This is a genomic window from Legionella erythra (assembly GCF_001467615.1).
GTDB lineage: Bacteria > Pseudomonadota > Gammaproteobacteria > Legionellales > Legionellaceae > Legionella_C > Legionella_C erythra.
Genome location: NZ_LNYA01000018.1, coordinates 17133 through 32273, shown reverse-complemented (window position 1 = coordinate 32273; position 15141 = coordinate 17133). Strand labels below are relative to the sequence as shown.

The window sequence follows — 15141 nt, the reverse complement described above, 5'->3', positions numbered from 1 at the left end:
TTCATTTTTACCTCATACGGCAGTTAATGCCAGGCATTAACTGCCTTCCCCACTAGGGGACTGTCGGGGGCGTTGTGAAACTGTGATACGGAGGCGGTGAAGATAAGGTCCACTCCAAACCGTGAGCCCCCTCCCAAACCCGTGCATCCAGCCGTTTGCCCTCATGACGGCGCTTCACAGTCATGAACACATTGTATAAAAACAAGAGTTGTGAAAAGCCAAAAATAAAGGCACCCACAGTAGAAATCATGTTGAAGTTAGTAAACTGCAAGGCATAATCAGGGATACGTCTTGGCATACCGGCCAATCCCAGGAAATGCATGGGGAAAAAAGCGATATTGACTGAAATGGCAGACAGCCAGAAATGCCACTTACCCAGGCACTCATTGTACATGTGCCCGGTCCATTTAGGCAGCCAGTAATAGGTTGCCGCCATTAAGGAGAAGATAGCGCCAGGGACAAGGACGTAATGGAAATGAGCCACGACGAAATAGGTATCCTGATACTGGTAATCCGCGGGCACCAGGGCAAGCATTAAGCCTGTAAAACCGCCTATCGTAAACAGGAACACAAAGGCCACCGCAAACAGCATGGGCGTTTCAAACGTCATGGCACCTTTAAACATGGTGCTGACCCAGTTGAAGACTTTAATGCCAGTTGGAACCGAAATCAGCATCGTTGCATACATGAAGAACAACTCAGCCCCAAGCGGCACGCCGGTGGTGAACATGTGATGGACCCACACGATGAATGAAAGCAGCGCAATGCTGACTGTTGCATACACCATGAAATGATAACCAAACAAGGGTTTACGGCTAAACGTTGGAATAATCTCGGAGATTACACCGAAAGCCGGTAGAATCAGGACGTACACCTCAGGGTGGCCAAAGAACCAGAAGACATGCTGGAACAAAATCGGATCGCCGCCGCCTGCCGCGTCAAAAAAGCTGGTACCAAAATGGCGATCGGCCAACATCATGGTGACCGCACCAGCTAAAACCGGCATGATCGCGATGAGCAGAAAGGCGGTGATGAGCCAGGTCCACACGAACATCGGCATCTTCATCAATGTCATGCCGGGAGCACGCATGTTCAGAATGGTGGCGATAATATTGATAGAACCCATGATGGATGACAATCCCATCATATGCACCGCAAAGATCATGAAATCCGTGCTGGGTGGGGCATATTTCGTGGATAAGGGCGCATACATTGTCCAACCGAAATTAGGGCCGCCGCCACTGTGGAACATGGTTGAAAACAACAATGCAAACGCAAACGGCAATATCCAGAAGCTCCAGTTATTTAACCGCGGCAAAGCCATATCAGGCGCACCAATCATCATGGGGATTTGCCAGTTGGCCATACCGGTAAAGGCCGGCATAACGACCCCGAAGAGCATGATGAGACCATGCATGGTGGTCATCTGATTAAAAAAGTTGGGGTCGACAAAACGATGACCCGGTTGAAACAGTTCGGCCCGAATGATCAAGGCCATGCCGCCTGCCAGAAAGAAACTTAACATCGCTATCCAAAGATATAACGAGCCGATGTCTTTGTGGTTGGTGGTAAATAACCATCGCTTGGCAAAACCGATAAACCCCTTACCTTGTTCTGGTCCATGATCATGTTCATCATGGTGGTCAAGATCATGTGCCAATGTTTGACTCATCGTAAACCTCCAGCTTGCGCTTTTTTCACTATTTTAGGTGCCTGAACTTCCCCGGATCGTACCTTGGCGACATCGGCAGGCTGCACTTCATCATTTGTATTGTTATCCCAGGCATTTCGCTCATAGGTCACGACGGCAGCGATTTCCTGATCAGTCAGTTGATCCTTGTAAGCCTGCATGGCCGAACCGGGCACGCCATCAAGGACAAGAGCAATGTGTCGGCTGATGGGTTTACCAACGGCAATGGAGCTTCCCTTCAAGGGAGGGAACATGGGCGGTAAACCCTTGCCGTCTGCCTTATGGCAAGCCGCACAAATGGCTTCGTATTTGGTTTTACCCAGCGTCATTAATTCCTCGCGGGTCATTTTAACCTGCTCTTTGGGTTTATCGGCGCCGGCTGCATAAATATCTTCTACCTTGACCTGTTCGTCGACCCATTTATTGAAGTCTTCATCACTCACGGCATAAACCACAATCGGCATATACCCATGGTTAATACCGCATAATTCTGTACACTGACCACGGTAAACACCTGGCTTTTCGATACGCGCCCAGGCTTCATGCATGAATCCGGGCATGGCATCGCGTTTAACACCCAGTTCAGGCACCCACCAGGAATGAATCACGTCAGTCGATGTGACCAAAAATCTGATTTTACGGTTAACAGGAACCACCAACGGTTTGTCAACTTCCAGCAGATACCATTGCCCTTTTTTCTGTTTATTCTGAATTTGATCATAGGGCGTGGCGAGATTACTGAAGAAACTAATCCCCTGATCCAGGTATTGGTATTGCCACTTCCATTGCGATCCAACCACCTTAATGGTGACGTCTGAATCGCTGCTGTCTTCAAGCCGCATCAGGATGGTAGTTGCCGGAATCGCCAACGCGATGAGAATCAGAAACGGAATCACAGACCAGACTATTTCAAGGCGCGGGTTATCATGAAAAGCGGCCGGCTTGTACCCAACCGACTTGCGGTGATGAATAAGTGAGTAAATCATCACACCAAATACCACAATACCAATCAATGCACACACGATCATCGAGGTCGTATGCAAAAAATACATGTCATGGCTTAAAGGCGTTACCCCTTCATACATATTTAACTGCCACGTATCAGCCGCAGCTGTGGCTGTTTGAGTTGTCAGTAGCCCGACTCCGGCGGCCGCAAGCAAACCGCCAGCCTTAAACCTGTTTCGCATCCCCATCCCTCACCTTATTATTATTGGCTGGTTGCGGGTAACCAGCCTGATGATTAATTGTTTAATGACGCTGTTTATCGACCAATCGCCCCTTACCACAAGGAATAGTTACCGTCTTCCTTCGATTGGCTAACCATGTACTTGATTGCTTCAATCACTTCACCTGTCGTGCAATGCTTGCAGCCTCCGTTTTTGGGATGGTATTCACCACTCACCGTTTGTTCGATTAGGACATCCATATTTTTTTGCAGCAGCGGCTTCCAGATGGCTTTGTCGCCAATTTTAGGTGCACCCTGCTTGCCTTCGTCATGGCACATGCCGCAGTTTTCATTGTAAACAATCTTGCCGTTAGAGGGGTATTTCTGTGAACCGGCACTGGCTAAGTCGCTCCATTGGGATCGGGAAAGCGATTTGTTTAAGATATAATCCGTGGCCGCGATAATATCATTGTCGCTGCAGGTTACGCAGGCGCCTTTGACCGGCATGCTGTTATAGCCGTTAATGGCATGACGATACAATCCTGTCAGACCACTGTCTTTGAGGCGTCTATACCAGTTTGCTCCATCACCAATAACCGGCGCTCCCATTTTATTATCCTGATGGCAAATGATGCAGGCATTAACATAAACCTGTTTGCCGCGCTTCAGGGTCGGTTGCTGCTCGGAAGGGGAAACACCCAGGGACTCCTCGCTGACAACGGTTTTCAAGTAGGTGGCAATCGCCAGGCGATCGTCTTCAGTCAGGTAGCTTAAACTGTTGTGATTGACCTCAGCCATGGGGCCTGCGACAGGACCGGCTCGATTGATAAGCTCCCCTTTCAGGAATACATCTGCTACTTCATAGCGGCTGGCTGAGCGTAAACCGTATTTGGTAATATTGGGTGCCCAGTAGCCGTCAATGAAACTGCCCGTCAGGTAATAGCGATCTTTCGGCGCACCAAACATATTGAGCGGCGTGTGGCACATGCTGCAATGCCCTAAACTGTCAACAATGTATTTACCCCGGTTCCAGGCAGGTGATTTATCGCTTTGATAGTCAATGGCGTTTTCTTCCGGGAAGAAGAACAGCAGGTTCCATCCCCATAATGAAAAACGCGCGCCGGGCACATTGAATGGGAAAGGAAGTGATTTATTTTCCTGTTTCACGGGCGGAAGGCTCATGAAATACGCATAAAGCGCACGTAAATCATCCTCAGTCGTCTTTGAGAAATAAATGTAGGGGAAAACCGGAAAATAATTCCTGCCCTTGGGATCGCGGCCCTCTCTCATGGCACGGATAAAATCATCTTCGGTCCAGTTACCAATACCGGTTTCTTTATCCGGGGTGATATTGGGGCTATAGAACGTACCAAACGGGGTGTTAATCGGCAATCCGCCGGCAAATGCGGGAGTCCCCCCCTTCACATTGGTATGACAGGCAATGCAATCACCCATCTTAGCCAGGTATTCGCCGCGCTCAATCCGTTTTTTCTGAACCTCATCCGCCGGAGCTTTGGTTTGGGGGTAAGCCGGGTAGTACCCATCAATCAGGGGCTCCGCGATTTTTTCCTGTTGCGTTCCTGTTTCTGCTGTCACATCCTGTTTGGGAACTGGCTTGAGCTCTTCAGGAACGACTGACTGGGCCTCGTCTGGTGCTAAAACCGTTGCAGCCGCTGCTTTTGAGGTTTCATCACTGACTTTCGCAGCAGACGATGCGTTGACGAATGAAATCACACTCATGAATAAAATCGCAAAAATTGCGTTGTTTTTCAACAAAGAGCGCACGCCCCCTCCTTAATGTACCTATCTTAAACAGCGGCTGACAAGAAAAATTAATCAAGCATTTTATACCCCTAGATGGAGAACTTGCAATGATGATTGCAGCAGTATTTACTAAATGATGTTAAATTGTTTTTTATTTAGGCAAAATGAGTTTTTTGCCTGACTTCTTGGCAGCTGACTGCTATTCTGGTGGCTTTTATTCAAAGGAGAATGACATCATGGCCTGGAAAGAAGCACTTGCATTAACGCAGTTACAGGAGCAGCAGCGGCATGTGGCAACCATTGACGGCAACAAAATTCTTTTCCTCTGGCACAAGGACAATGTTCATGCTATGTCTTCACAATGCCCGCACTTCAAACTGCCGCTGGCAAAGGGAAAGATTACCGAGCAAAATACCATTGTCTGCCCGTTTCATAAAAGTGAATTTGATTTAGACAGCGGCGAAGTGGCCTGCTGGTCGCCTTGGCCGCCTGCCATTGGCAAAGTGCTCGGTAAGGTCAGTCAAGCCAAGTCATTGAAAATATACCCGACGCGCATCGAGCAGGGTAAAATCATGGTCGACATTGCCTAAACCGCATCAGATGAGATAGCGGCTGGCTCCCTGGATGATTGTCTCGATGAATTCCTGATAATGTTGAGCCGGCAATTGCCAGTAATGCCAATACAGGGGCATGAGCCAGCGTTTGCCGGGACAGATTTCCTTAAGTATTCCTGCGGCCAGCTCTCTGGTGATATCCAGACTGGGGATGAGGCCAAAGCCATAGCCCTGAATCGCAAATTCCCTGAATCCCTGCACGGAAGGCACCATATTATAGCGCTTCGGCATCAGGGCTTTTTTAAAAAAGTGGGTAAAGAAGCGCTCATGCAGGCGATCGCGGCTGTCAAAAACAAGGAGCGGCGCGTAGTAGAGATTATCTTCCAGGGCAGCATCATTCTCAAAATACCGTTCGATAAAGGCAGGTGATGCAACCAGTAAATAATCCATATGCCCTAACAGGATGCATTCACAACCGGGCAATGCCTTATCATGGCTGGATACACAGGCGGACACCGCCCCCTTACGGAAATAATCCAGCGTTAATTCCTGATCATCGGTAATGATGTCCAGATTCACTCTTTCGAGAAAACGCAAATCGGCAAGCAGATGGGTAAACCAGGTTTCCAGGCTGTCGCGATTAAGCGCCACCGATAAGCGCGCCGGCAAATCCTGCTCGATTTCCTGAAGAAAATGCTCTTCCAGCAAATGAATACGGCGCAGCAATCCCAACATTTTTTCGCCCAGAGGGGTCGCCCGGTAGGGGTGGCTGCGGATGAGCAAAGGCTGGCCCATAATCACTTCCAGTTGCTTGATGCGCTGGCTTATCGCCGGCTGGGTTATAAACAACTGCTGGGCAGCAGCAGCAAAGCTTTGTGTTTTTATCACGGCATCCAAAGCCTGTAAGCCACGGTGATCCAATCTCATAAGTTAAATTTATCAATAATCAAAATTATTAATTTCAATAATAACCCACTTTCAGCGATAATGCCTGCATTCACAATTTGAGGAGGAAATAATCATGTTGGTTTATTTTAATGGTTTACTGCTCGGCCTCTCCCTCATCATGGCTTTAGGTCCTCAAAATGTGTTTTTAATCCGTCAGGGAGCACAACGCCGGCATGCCGTGCTATCCGCCCTGGTTTGTTTTTGTTGCGACCTGATTTTAGTCTGCGGCAGTGTAGCCGGCTTATATCATGTTCTGGAATTACACCCGCAATTCAAAGTCGGCATGACCTGGTTTGGTGTGGCATTCCTTCTGTACTACGGCAGTAAAGCCTTAAAAAGCGCATTCCAATCCCCATCAGCTCAATCCCAATTACCTGATCAACAGGGAAACAACCGTCTCCAAATCATTTTACTGGCCTTAGGCTTCAGCCTGCTTAATCCCCATGCCATTATTGACTCGCTGGTGATTATCGGCACGAACAGTGCACAATTCCCTGAACATCAAAAAGCTTTTGTACTGGGCGTTGCTACGTCCAGCCTTCTGTGGTTCAGCTCCCTCACCTTCACCACGCATTATTTTTCAGATGTATTATCACGCACCGCGGTATGGCGGCGCGTGGAATTGTGTAGCGGTTTATTAATGATCGGCCTGAGTTTAAAACTGGCGGTAAGCCAGTTTTAACTCAAGATTGCTTATAACCTGTCGTCAGTGCCGTTATTTTCGCCATGGCATTGTCTTTGATGCTGCTCAGCAATTTGTCGACACTGCCTTCACCGTAAAGACGGAATTTAACTGAATTCATGTGCAGGCCTTCCTCAAGCCGGAGTAATTGCCTTTCCGTTTCCTCAGGAATGTCCGTTCGGCGGCCTGTCGTTAATTTAGTCAGGGTTGACGGTTGAAGATCGTCCTTTCTCCAGGTATGAATGGTGTCGGTATTAACCCAGGGACCCAGTGTCATAATGAGATTCTGGAGATCTTTTTGGCCTAGTTTGTACCACATCTTGTCGGTGTTTTTACCCATCGACCATTGGTAGACTGCAATCAGGTCTTCAAGCGCCTCCTTGTAACGGCTGGCATATTCTGTGCGGGTGTGGCCACAATAGCCCACATAGGCACTGACGACCATCCCTACCGTCACCAAAGGAAGAAAACCGCAGGTCAGCCAGGAACCCACCGCAATCCCGGTGCCAATGAGGATATGATCATCAATAGTCTGCAAATCGGCTAATGCTTTACTGAAGCGCTCAACCTGTTGATTAACGAGCTGAAGGTGGGTGCTGGATTGATAGTCGAACGCGTTATCCGGTTTAACAAATCGATCGGTTTGCTGGCCAGAAACAGCCGCTGTAAAGAACCCTGTAAAAAATCGCATGATCATCTCCGTCCATTGAAAACCTCGATATAATCACATTTTTCGGCTAAATTGAAGAAAAAAATATCAGGAAGAAATGGCGGGGGTAGGGAATAGAAAGGGCCAATCAGTGTGTCGCCAATTGACCCAGTGGAATGACACATAGCAAGTCCAACCTCGCAGGGCAAACTATCTCACAAGCAACGCGCAATTGTCAACAATTCCAGCAGATTGCATTTGTTGTTAACGATTCAATGCAGTAAAATCGATTTTTTTGCAACCGAGGCAAACATGTTTTACGGCGACAAGGTGAACGACACCCGGCAGATGTTTTATTCAAGCTGGCATAAGTACCGCCACGCGCAACCCCTATTGCCTCTGGAGCAGCAGATAGTCAACGTGATTATCGATCACCCTGAATACCAGGCCATGCTGGACAATCCCTCGCCTGAACACGAGCAAGCCTATTTCCCGGAATTAGGGCAGACCAACCCCTTTCTGCACATGGGACTTCACCTGGCCGTACGCGATCAATTGGCAACCAATCGCCCCGCTGGTATCGTTGCTGTTTATCAACAACTGCTCAAGAAATACCAGGATGCCCTGGCGGTTGAACACCTGCTGCTTGAGAAACTGGCCGAATGCCTTTGGCAAGCCCAACGTACAGCCAGCTACCCGGATGAAAGCCAATACCTTCTTGCTCTCAAATCGCTGGTATAAGTTAACTAATTGCTTGAAAAATCAGACACTCTTGTCAAATTCAACGATTAACAGCTATATTGAGTCTGCCTCTTGATATGCCGTTGTCGGTAAGGGGCGTTCCCAATAAAATCGATGGAGAGATCATGAAAAAAGTAATTGCATTATTAGCCGTTTTCGCTGCAACCGCTGTATCTGCTCAGCCAAATGCCAATGCCGATGCCAGCACGCAATCCAATGCGTCACAAACCCAACCGTATGCCAATGCCGCCAATCCCAATCAACCAGCTCAGCAGCAAACAACCGATGCGACTCAAAATCAACCCAATCCCAATCAGCAAAATACCCCTGCCAATAACACAAGTTCAACAAACCCCAGCACGCCTGACCAGGCCAATCAGGCTCCCCAATCTTAATAGAGTCGACATCGGGAAACAGCCAGACCAGGCTGTTTCCCCGTCTTCGTGACAAATTTTGAAACGACACTCGTTAACTTTAAACACTCTGCGCATTATCTTCTTTAAACAGGATTTTTTTATTTGGGAGAAAAGAAAATTTATTTTTTTTCTGCTACTCTTTAATTGGCTTCATGTTCTTAACTTACTTTCAAGGAAGACTTATCATGAAAAAATCAACTGTTGCTGTTGCCGCTTTATTAACTGCTTTATCTGCTGCTACTGTTGCCCCTGCTGCCTACGCCAATGATACGGCTGGTACTCAAGTGACCGGTTGTAATGGGTGCAAAGGCTGCCATGGTTGTAACGGCTGCAAAGGTTGCAAAGGCTGCAAAGGTTGCAATGGCTGTAAAGGTTGCGGCGGTTGCAAAGGCTGCAGCGGCAGCTGATACATGTCTGGGAAACGGTCACAGCGGCTGTTTCCCAGTGCTTTCTCTTGACTAACGATTTCCTATGTCTAATTTTTCTCTTCCAGGCTTAAGTCCTTTTCAACAATCACAATTGCTGCGTGCCGCAAGGCTGGTGCTTGAAACCCAGCAACAGATGACGACAGCAAGGGGTAAGAATATTATTCACTATACCCTTGAGAAAAAGCGCAAGCATATCTCCATGAATCATTACCCCAAGGGTGATCGCATTGACCATCAAACGGGTGCCCAGTATTTTTACCATTGCCATCGCGAAAATTTTGAAAGCATGGAGCACGGGCATTTTCATTGTTTTTTACGATATAAAGGGATCCCATCCCGCATTAAACCCACAGCGTTACCTGACTGGGACAAGCACATGGACAATCCCATGACCCATTTGGTCGCCATTGCCATGAATTGTTACGGACAACCCATTCGTCTGTTTACCGTCAACCGCTGGGTTTCCTCTGATATCATTTATGATGCCCGCCATATCGCCGGTTTTATCAAACGGTTTAAAATGACGCTTAACGACAGCGAGTACTGGCAGGTTTTGGACCGTTGGGTCGAAGGCATGTTGCGGCTTTTCTCACCGCAAATTGTTTGGTTGCATGAACAGCGGCAAAAATACATGCAGGACGTCCAATCGTCTTTCCCCGAAGGAAACGCTTATGAATCGCGAGACATCGAAGAACCGTCCCAGATAAACATTGATTTACAATCACAGATTCAGTGGCTCCTCAATACGGCTACTTTAAATCAAGCCGAAAGGGCCTTATCCTGATACAGCTTTCATATAGCAGCAGGTGAGCCAATCGGGAACCTCTCATTTAAAGAGTCGTTTTGTAAATTTTTACCTGGTCTTTGCCGGCTTGTTTCGCATCATAAAGGGCCTGATCAGCTGCCTTGATAATCTCGTCAATGGTAGCCCCATGACGCGGCGCCTCAGCGACACCAATTGAAATGGTAATATTAGACAGCCGTTGATTTTTATAAACAATCGGTATTTCTTTCAACATCTCACGAAACTGATCCAGTTTTTTAGCGGCCTGTTCCAGCGTGGTGTTGAGCAAGGCCACCACAAATTCCTCGCCGCCATAACGAAAGGCAATGTCCGTATCGCGAAAATTTTTCTTTAACAATTGCCCGACTACCCTCAATACCTCATCCCCGGCCAGATGGCTGTAGGTATCATTGAATTTTTTAAAATTATCCAGGTCCAGCATGCCGACGCACAGGGTATTTTTTTCACGGGCAAGACGAATTAATTCGCGGGCTAACAAATCGTTTAAGTACCGCCGGTTATATAAGTTGGTCAAGGGATCGTGCAGGGAAAGTTCATTTAATGACGTGCGCAGATTAATGTTGGCTAACGCCAGTTTGACGATGTTACTAAAGGAAATTGCCATATCCCGCTGATGCTGGGTTAATTTTTTCTGAACAGAGGCAAATACGTGAATTACCCCAATTAATTCATTTTGTACAATAAGCGGCACCCCCATGTATCCCCCTTGCGGCGGATTGATGTAATGATTGCAGGGGATGCTCTTATGTGGCTCATCCACATCAATAATGTCTGCTTCCCGGATGACATAACAGTCCAGCGGTAAACAGTGTTTCGTGAGTATGTCCTGTTCGCCCCATTGAATGACCGTTTCCAGTTGATTCGTTGCTTTGTTAAAAACCATCAACCCACCGCTTAACTCAGGGAATAATTCTTCGGCAACCAAACGAATACGGGGGTAAGCCTCCTCAACTGAAATACAGATCTGTAATGAGCGATTCAATTTATTCAACAGGCTTTCATCATGCTCCAATAATTTCAGTTCATTCAGGGTTTCCAGCGTTTTTTCATTAAGCTGCCGCATTTTTTCTTCATTTTGAATCCGATCGCTCACATCCTTCATCTGCAAAATAAAATTGAGCGGCTCGCCTTTTTCATCGCGGATTAACGACAAACTGACCATCGCCCAGATAACACTGCCATCTTTGCGTACAAACCGCTTTTCGAGATGGGAAATCCGCATGTCGCCGTTTATGATTTTGCTCATGGATTCTTTGGTTATCCCTAAATCATCATGAAAGGTGATGTCTAGCAGGTTTTTATTTTTTAATTCCTTATCGCTGTAACCCAGAGTATCCTGCAGGGTTCGATTGGCGTGAATGCAGTATCCTTCAGGCGACACCAAAGCCATGCCTATCGGGGCGTTTTCAATGGTATTACGAAAATTTTCTTCGCTGCGTTTTAAATCCAGCAATAAAGCAGAGCTGTATAATTCAAGGTAAATCGATTTCAGTAGAAACTGGTTGGCACTGGTCGACGCAAAGACAATGAGCCCCACGTAAAGGACTACCGCAAGAAAAAGCATGAGAGCGAAACCGGGAATAATGGAGACGGATAAAAAAAGCATGACCAATGCAATGGGCGTCATGAAGCCAATGTACGCGCCAAGGTCAGTTAATAATTTAGCAAGCGGCGCGCCTAATAAACCGGTTAGGTACACAAAAATAATCATACGATAAAGAGCATCGTCGACATACAGGAACAACAGCCCCCCCAATGCCCATAAAACCCCCGACAAGGTATTATTTAAAATAAAGTAGGTTTTCCAAAACGCGGCCTTCCGTAAGCCTGACTGCGTTATTTCGCGATTAAAATAAAAAACCATGATGGCACGCAGGCCGTCATTGACGATAACGATGAGCAACACCCAGGACAAAAGCAACCCTGGGCTTGTGATGATTGGCCACAGAATCAGTGCGTACAAAATAACCGCAAAGAAATCCGCAAGGATCATAAAATAGAAATCCTTGTAGGACTCATTGATTAACCTGTCTTCGAGCTGTGACTTGGCAACACCTGGGAAATCCATTTATTTTTCCTCACAGTTTAAGCCAATGAGACAGTAAGCGGTAAAACCTTATCCCAAACCTTAGCTATCCTACAGCTCCGTTACAACCATTTTTAGACCTATCTTATTTAGTTTATACAATTTTTTTAAAAACGGCGCCTCTTATTAACAGCTACATGAAGTTAACACCAATTTGCGGTAAACTTGTTTCTTTGTTTAATTAAAGGGCTTCTGATGACTCATGAGCAAAAAACCACGCATTTTGGCTTTCAATCCGTCGCCTGGGATGAGAAGGAAAAGAAAGTCGGCGCGGTGTTCAAATCGGTGGCTAAAAATTATGATTTAATGAATGACCTGATGTCTTTCGGCATTCACCATGTATGGAAGCGCTTTACCATTGAATTAAGCCAGGTCCGTGCAGGGCAGACCATTCTGGATTTGGCGGGCGGCAGCGGTGATTTAACCCGCTTGTTAAGTAAAAAAGCGGGGTCTAAAGGCCGGGTTATTCTTGCGGACATTAACGACGCCATGATTGATGTCGGCCGTAACCGCCTGCTTGATGAGGGCTTGCTTGACAACATTCACTATGTTCAGGCCAATGCCCAGTACCTGCCCTTTGCAGCCAACAGCTTTCATTGCATTGTCATGGGTTTTGGGTTACGTAACGTCACGGATAAAAATGAAGCACTGCGATCAATGTTTAGAACCTGTAAACCCGGGGGCAAGGTCATGATACTGGAATTTTCCACACCCACCCTGCCCGGTTTAAAGCCGATTTATGATTGGTATTCCTTCTCCATACTGCCGCGTCTTGGGCAGTTTTTTGCCGAAGACGCGGCCAGCTACCAGTATCTGGCGGAATCCATCAGGCAACACCCGGATCAAGACACATTAAAAGCCATGATCGAACAAGCAGGCTTTGAGGATTGTCATTATCACAATTTAAGCGGCGGCATTGTTGCCCTGCATATCGCCTATAAATACTGAGAGGGTTATGATTAAAAAATACTCACTTATCGCATTGCAAACAGCCATCAACAGCGCCCTGGCGCTGGATGATACCATGCCGGAAAAAATTGCCGCCTTGCATGGTAAACGGATTGAAATCGTTGTGACACCGCTTGACCTTCATTTTTTTATTACATTTGAAAAACAGCAACTCCTTCTTTTGGATCGCTGTTCAGAGCATCCCGACACGGTGATTTACAGCAACCCACTGGGGCTTATTCGTTTGAGTTTCCTGCCTGCCTCTCAGGCACGGTCCCTGTTTAATGATAAAATCAGGCTTTCCGGCGATACAGAGCTGGGCTATCAGGTTAAGAAACTGTTTGATGAGCTCGACATCGACTGGGAAGGGCATCTTGCCCGCTTCACCGGCGATGTAATCGCTCATCAATTGGGCTCTTTCGTCAAACGAGGCCTGGCATTCAAGAAGGATTTTACCCATTCCATGCAGCATAATGTCAGCCATTACCTGCATGAGGAATTAAGGCTTTTTCCTGGACGCGAGGAAATAGACGATTTCTTCAGGGACATTGATGAACTCGGACACGACGTTGAGCGCCTCGCGGCACGGATTAACTTATTAGCGACCACCTATGAAATCGATTAAACAAGTCCTTCGCCTGCTCTATATTAACTGGGTTTTAGCACGTAACGGCCTTGATCAACTCATTGTGAGCATCCATTTATTTGCACCCTTTCGCTTCATCGTTTATTTAAACCCATGGAATTGGTGGCGCCGCAAGCAATTAACGCGTGGGGAAGCCTTGCGTAAAACCCTGGAAGAGTTAGGCCCTATTTTTATTAAATTCGGCCAGGCTCTATCCACTCGGCCGGATATTTTACCGGCCGATATCGCTTTAGAGCTTTGCAAATTACAGGATAAAGTGCCGCCTTTTCCCAGTGAGCAGGCATTGGCCATCGTTGAAACCGCTTACGGACGTTCAGCCTTTGATGTTTTTGCTGCATTTGATACCCAGGTGCTGGCTTCCGCGTCCATGGCCCAGGTACACGCCGCACGCTTAAAAAGTGGCGAAGAAGTGGTCGTAAAAATTTTGCGGCCCAATATGCGGAAAGTCATCGAGAACGATTTAAGCATCATGCACACCATCGCCAATTTTGCCGATCGTTACTGGCCTGAAAGCAAGCGCCTTAAACCCAAGGAAATTGTGGCCGAATTTGAGCATAGCCTGCTCAATGAGCTGGATTTGCAGCGGGAAGCGGCGAATGCCGGCCAATTGCGGCGCAATTTCCATCATTCGCCGCTTCTCTACATCCCGGAGGTCTTTTGGGATTATACCCGCGAAAATATCCTGGTGATGGAGCGCATATACGGTATTCCAGTCGCTGATGTGTCCACCCTGCGTGATTACGGCATTGATATTAAAAAACTCGCCGAACGTGGCGTTGAGATTTTCTTTACCCAGGTTTTTCGCGATTGTTTCTTTCACGCCGACATGCATCCTGGCAATATCTTTGTCTCAACCCGGCACCCTCATAATCCGCAGTATATCTGCATTGATTTTGGCATCATCGGTACGCTTAATGAAAACGACAAACGTTACCTGGCGGAAAATCTCTACGCCTTCTTTAACCGCGATTACCGCCGTGTCGCCCAATTGCACGTAGAATCAGGCTGGGTCGCACGTAATACCCGTATTGAAGAATTCGAAAGCGCCATTCGTACCGTCTGCGAGCCGATTTTTGAAAAACCATTAAAAGATATTTCATTCGCCCAGGTCGTCTTGCGTCTGTTTCAAGTGGCGAGACGTTTTCAAATGGAGGTCCAACCGCAACTGGTGCTACTGCAAAAGACGCTATTGGCTATCGAAGGCCTTGGGCGGCAGTTGTATCCTGAGCTGGATCTTTGGGCCACTGCCAAACCCTTTTTAGAAAAGTGGCTTAAAGAGCAAATCGGTCCCAAAGCCTTTTTTGAACGGATAAAGGAAAATTTGCCCTTCTTTGCGGAACAGCTCCCCCACATGCCGCGATTACTCAATGACCTTCTGGTCTTAAGTAAAGAGGAGAAAATACGTTCTTTAATCCTGTCTTCTGCCGAAAACCCACCGCAAAACCGCCAACAGGCCTGGAATAAGGGGCTCGGGACCGGTATTTTCAGCGCCATGCTGACCCTCAGTGCACTCAGTTTCCTTGATTTGATTGAGCCCGGGAAAATAGCGCCCCTTGCTTTGATTGCAGCCCTTGTTGGCGGTATGATAATGTTAATAAACCGGACAAACAGGAGTTGAT

General features: G+C 47.2%; 15 protein-coding genes. 9 read left to right on the top strand and 6 right to left on the bottom strand.

Annotated features, from left to right (window positions below; genetic code table 11):
* Positions 1 to 52: 52 nt before the first annotated feature.
* From ctaD to Lery_RS03800, 3 genes are all read right to left on the bottom strand, one after another.
* On the bottom strand, positions 53 to 1672 hold the full coding sequence (gene ctaD / locus Lery_RS03810) for a cytochrome c oxidase subunit I (RefSeq protein WP_058525930.1): 1620 nt from the start codon (positions 1670 to 1672) through the stop codon (positions 53 to 55).
* Complete coding sequence (gene coxB / locus Lery_RS03805) at positions 1669 to 2877, bottom strand: cytochrome c oxidase subunit II (RefSeq protein ID WP_058526049.1); 1209 nt, start codon at positions 2875 to 2877, stop codon at positions 1669 to 1671. Before coxB ends, ctaD begins: the two co-directional genes overlap by 4 nt.
* A 92-nt stretch (positions 2878 to 2969) precedes the next feature.
* Positions 2970 to 4640 (bottom strand): c-type cytochrome, encoded by a 1671-nt coding sequence (locus Lery_RS03800; protein ID WP_237759138.1) that lies wholly within the window; start codon positions 4638 to 4640, stop codon positions 2970 to 2972.
* 215 nt (positions 4641 to 4855) lie between these two features.
* On the opposite strand from Lery_RS03800, the gene Lery_RS03795 reads away from it, so the two are divergent.
* Positions 4856 to 5209 (top strand): Rieske (2Fe-2S) protein, encoded by a 354-nt coding sequence (locus Lery_RS03795; RefSeq protein ID WP_058526047.1) that lies wholly within the window; start codon positions 4856 to 4858, stop codon positions 5207 to 5209.
* A 6-nt stretch (positions 5210 to 5215) separates the two neighbouring features.
* Here Lery_RS03795 and Lery_RS03790 read toward each other — a convergent pair whose 3' ends face one another.
* On the bottom strand, positions 5216 to 6100 hold the full coding sequence (locus Lery_RS03790; RefSeq protein ID WP_058525929.1) for an ArgP/LysG family DNA-binding transcriptional regulator: 885 nt from the start codon (positions 6098 to 6100) through the stop codon (positions 5216 to 5218).
* 94 nt (positions 6101 to 6194) lie between these two features.
* Here Lery_RS03790 and Lery_RS03785 point away from each other — a divergent pair, with 94 nt between their 5' ends.
* Positions 6195 to 6803: a LysE/ArgO family amino acid transporter gene (locus Lery_RS03785; RefSeq protein WP_058525928.1), complete on the top strand. Its 609-nt coding sequence runs from the start codon at positions 6195 to 6197 to the stop codon at positions 6801 to 6803.
* 1 nt (position 6804) lies between these two features.
* Here the strand turns inward: Lery_RS03785 and Lery_RS03780 are convergent, their stop codons facing one another.
* Positions 6805 to 7494: a hypothetical protein gene (locus tag Lery_RS03780; protein ID WP_131751022.1), complete on the bottom strand. Its 690-nt coding sequence runs from the start codon at positions 7492 to 7494 to the stop codon at positions 6805 to 6807.
* Positions 7495 to 7764: 270 nt separating this feature from the next.
* Here Lery_RS03780 and Lery_RS03775 point away from each other — a divergent pair, with 270 nt between their 5' ends.
* From Lery_RS03775 to Lery_RS03760, 4 genes are all read left to right on the top strand, one after another.
* Positions 7765 to 8193 (top strand): DUF1841 family protein, encoded by a 429-nt coding sequence (locus Lery_RS03775; protein WP_058526046.1) that lies wholly within the window; start codon positions 7765 to 7767, stop codon positions 8191 to 8193.
* Between the two features lie 125 nt (positions 8194 to 8318).
* The gene (locus tag Lery_RS03770) at positions 8319 to 8588 is read left to right on the top strand and encodes a hypothetical protein (RefSeq protein ID WP_058525926.1); all 270 of its coding nucleotides are present in this window, start codon (positions 8319 to 8321) and stop codon (positions 8586 to 8588) included.
* A gap of 206 nt (positions 8589 to 8794) precedes the next feature.
* On the top strand, positions 8795 to 9016 hold the full coding sequence (locus tag Lery_RS03765; protein ID WP_058525925.1) for a hypothetical protein: 222 nt from the start codon (positions 8795 to 8797) through the stop codon (positions 9014 to 9016).
* Between the two features lie 64 nt (positions 9017 to 9080).
* Positions 9081 to 9821, top strand: a complete 741-nt coding sequence (locus Lery_RS03760) for a DUF6969 family protein (RefSeq protein ID WP_058525924.1) — start codon at positions 9081 to 9083, stop codon at positions 9819 to 9821.
* A gap of 46 nt (positions 9822 to 9867) precedes the next feature.
* On the opposite strand, the gene Lery_RS03755 is transcribed toward Lery_RS03760, so the two are convergent.
* Positions 9868 to 11910, bottom strand: coding sequence for a sensor domain-containing diguanylate cyclase (locus Lery_RS03755; RefSeq protein ID WP_058525923.1), 2043 nt, complete (start codon positions 11908 to 11910; stop codon positions 9868 to 9870).
* Between the two features lie 213 nt (positions 11911 to 12123).
* On the opposite strand from Lery_RS03755, the gene ubiE reads away from it, so the two are divergent.
* From ubiE to ubiB, 3 genes are read left to right on the top strand one after another with little or no spacing between them, the layout of a single operon-like run.
* The gene (gene ubiE / locus Lery_RS03750; RefSeq protein WP_058525922.1) at positions 12124 to 12876 is read left to right on the top strand and encodes a bifunctional demethylmenaquinone methyltransferase/2-methoxy-6-polyprenyl-1,4-benzoquinol methylase UbiE; all 753 of its coding nucleotides are present in this window, start codon (positions 12124 to 12126) and stop codon (positions 12874 to 12876) included.
* Positions 12877 to 12883: 7 nt separating this feature from the next.
* Positions 12884 to 13501 (top strand): ubiquinone biosynthesis accessory factor UbiJ, encoded by a 618-nt coding sequence (locus Lery_RS03745; protein ID WP_058525921.1) that lies wholly within the window; start codon positions 12884 to 12886, stop codon positions 13499 to 13501.
* On the top strand, positions 13488 to 15140 hold the full coding sequence (gene ubiB, locus Lery_RS03740; protein ID WP_058525920.1) for a ubiquinone biosynthesis regulatory protein kinase UbiB: 1653 nt from the start codon (positions 13488 to 13490) through the stop codon (positions 15138 to 15140). Before Lery_RS03745 ends, ubiB begins: the two co-directional genes overlap by 14 nt.
* Position 15141: the final 1 nt, after the last annotated feature.

What these genes read in the sequence shown, in the direction of transcription:
- ubiE (WP_058525922.1), top strand. Translation starts at nt 12,124, where the DNA reads ATGACTCATGAGCAAAAAACCACGCATTTTGGCTTTCAATCCGTCGCC.
- Lery_RS03745 (WP_058525921.1), top strand. Translation starts at nt 12,884, where the DNA reads ATGATTAAAAAATACTCACTTATCGCATTGCAAACAGCCATCAACAGC.
- coxB (WP_058526049.1), bottom strand. Translation starts at nt 2,877, where the DNA reads ATGCGAAACAGGTTTAAGGCTGGCGGTTTGCTTGCGGCCGCCGGAGTC.
- Lery_RS03780 (WP_131751022.1), bottom strand. Translation starts at nt 7,494, where the DNA reads ATGCGATTTTTTACAGGGTTCTTTACAGCGGCTGTTTCTGGCCAGCAA.
- Lery_RS03785 (WP_058525928.1), top strand. Translation starts at nt 6,195, where the DNA reads ATGTTGGTTTATTTTAATGGTTTACTGCTCGGCCTCTCCCTCATCATG.
- Lery_RS03775 (WP_058526046.1), top strand. Translation starts at nt 7,765, where the DNA reads ATGTTTTACGGCGACAAGGTGAACGACACCCGGCAGATGTTTTATTCA.
- Lery_RS03795 (WP_058526047.1), top strand. Translation starts at nt 4,856, where the DNA reads ATGGCCTGGAAAGAAGCACTTGCATTAACGCAGTTACAGGAGCAGCAG.
- ubiB (WP_058525920.1), top strand. Translation starts at nt 13,488, where the DNA reads ATGAAATCGATTAAACAAGTCCTTCGCCTGCTCTATATTAACTGGGTT.
- Lery_RS03770 (WP_058525926.1), top strand. Translation starts at nt 8,319, where the DNA reads ATGAAAAAAGTAATTGCATTATTAGCCGTTTTCGCTGCAACCGCTGTA.
- Lery_RS03790 (WP_058525929.1), bottom strand. Translation starts at nt 6,100, where the DNA reads ATGAGATTGGATCACCGTGGCTTACAGGCTTTGGATGCCGTGATAAAA.
- Lery_RS03755 (WP_058525923.1), bottom strand. Translation starts at nt 11,910, where the DNA reads ATGGATTTCCCAGGTGTTGCCAAGTCACAGCTCGAAGACAGGTTAATC.
- Lery_RS03765 (WP_058525925.1), top strand. Translation starts at nt 8,795, where the DNA reads ATGAAAAAATCAACTGTTGCTGTTGCCGCTTTATTAACTGCTTTATCT.
- ctaD (WP_058525930.1), bottom strand. Translation starts at nt 1,672, where the DNA reads ATGAGTCAAACATTGGCACATGATCTTGACCACCATGATGAACATGAT.
- Lery_RS03760 (WP_058525924.1), top strand. Translation starts at nt 9,081, where the DNA reads ATGTCTAATTTTTCTCTTCCAGGCTTAAGTCCTTTTCAACAATCACAA.